This is a genomic window from Chitinilyticum litopenaei DSM 21440 (assembly GCF_000428145.1).
In the GTDB taxonomy this organism is placed as follows: domain Bacteria; phylum Pseudomonadota; class Gammaproteobacteria; order Burkholderiales; family Chitinibacteraceae; genus Chitinilyticum; species Chitinilyticum litopenaei.
This window is the reverse complement of sequence record NZ_ATZJ01000079.1, coordinates 1-2005: the sequence shown is the minus strand read 5'-3', so window position 1 is coordinate 2005 and position 2005 is coordinate 1. Positions and strand designations below refer to the sequence as shown.

The window sequence follows — 2005 nt, the reverse complement described above, 5'->3', positions numbered from 1 at the left end:
TGATCTGTCGGGATGCAGCGCGGTTTAAAGGGGCACTATGTTACAAAAGCAAAAAGCTCCTGACGGAGCTTTTTGCTTAACTGAGCGGCATTGGCTTGACGCCGGTCTTTTTTGTGCATCGCACAGTCAGCCTCCTGCGGGGCTGTGGCTATTGAGTTTCTGCCGGTTCAGCTCAGCACCTGCGGGTTGTCTGTGCTGTCAGACAGCAGGCTGCTCAGCAGGTCGGAAGGGGCGACATTCTGGACTACGGCCACCGTAGTCAAACTGTCCGTATCGGTTCCAAACTGAACAAGCGTAGCACCATCGTTCTCGCCAGTACCCGCAGTAAGGAAAACGCCTTGACCACTGTCATCCGTCAGCAAATCCCTGATATCCAGAACATCCTCTTCAGCGACACTGAAATCGGTGACTGTATCAAGACCGGTCGTCGACGAATCGCTGAGCACAAAGGCATCTTCACCATCCCCTCCGGTGAGAATGTCATCTCCAGCACCTCCAACCAAAATGTCATTGCCGGCAGCCCCACCCAACGCATCATTACTATCACCACCGTCAATGGAGCCCTCTTGATCAAGAGTTACCACGAGGGTGCCGTTTACACTATCCAGATCGGCATCAGTAACGGTAAAACCGAGCTCCAGTGATGGCACTTGACTGGCATCAAGCGTGTAGAAATTCATGCCATCAATCTTGAACTGCACACCATTTTCATCCGTTGCGATGATATCGGCTTTGTCAATGTACTCCCCCCAATCCGCCATCAGCAACGCGTCACCATTCGCATCAACCACCAAGGCCTGCAAGCCACTGTCAGTATCATCCGAATAGTAAAGAATGTACCACCCGTCACCCGCCTGATATTGCTGATTGACGCTCAATTTTATCGCCGTCACTTCAGCAGAATCGCTAAGATCAATATGAATGACATCCCCGCCACCCATGGTGTTCCCAGCGACACCGATACCATTCGTGCTCATCGAAACCTTGTCAGCATTACCGCCATTTCCTCCACCTTCTGCAGTAAATGTTGCCAGCAGCTGTTTAGTCGGATCCGGCACTTCAGTCCCGCTAAAACCGATAAGCTGATCACCTACACCTTGATAGAGATAGTAACCATCCTTGGGGCCATCCCCGTAAGTCAACAATTGCTCATCCGTCTCAAAAAGAGCATCGGTGTTAACTGGCCGCTCCAGTACCATCTCATACGAACCATCTGGATTTCCCGTTACCGTAAACACCAGGTCGCCATCCGCGGTTGTACCCGTGACAACTTCCCCACTCTGTGTTGAAACGATACTGATTTCAACATCTTCCCCATAGGAAGAAAAATCGGCTTCTTCACCATTTATCTTTGTAACAACACTGGTCCAATCTACGGTCGTCGAGCCCTGCCCTCCATCCGCCCCCAAATCCGCCAGAGTGCCAACAAGTACTGCCGAAGCCTGATTTGCAATAAACCCGTCCGTCACGTTCAGGACGGGTGAATCGTCTTCAATTATTACTTCCATTGAAGAGACAACACCATCGCTTGAGCCAACACCATCGTATACCGTTACGTCAAATTGCAATGCCAGGGTATTTTCTCCATCGCCTGGAGGGTGATCAATCGCACCACTGAGGGTCACCTTATACCCTCCCTCTGTGCCTACAGCCTCGACACGCAACACTTCTGAGCCATTGGCACTTCCAATCAGCGTATCAGTTCCTGCACCAGACCAAGTCACAAGAACACCACCCGAATACAACTCACTGCTTGGCGGCTCGAATCCCAGGGTAAAGGAATCAGCAGAGGAATCAGAATCATCAATATTGAATACACCTTCATAAATTCTTATGTTGGTGACATCAGTATTCCCAGTCGTATCGGCATTTGCGTTTGGCAAACCTTCCTCGGAAATTCTGGCCGAACCTGGCTCAACCTCCGGTGGATCATTCACTGGATTCACCACAATCGTCACCGTTGCAGTAGCTGTCCCGCCCTGACCATCGCTGATGGTGTATTCAA

1 protein-coding gene is annotated in these 2005 nt (G+C 50.8%); it reads right to left on the bottom strand.

The features are described from left to right. Window positions 1-167: 167 nt before the first annotated feature. The coding region (locus tag C515_RS24830; RefSeq protein ID WP_144290507.1) for a type I secretion C-terminal target domain-containing protein at window positions 168-2005 on the bottom strand (1838 nt) is incomplete at its 5' end.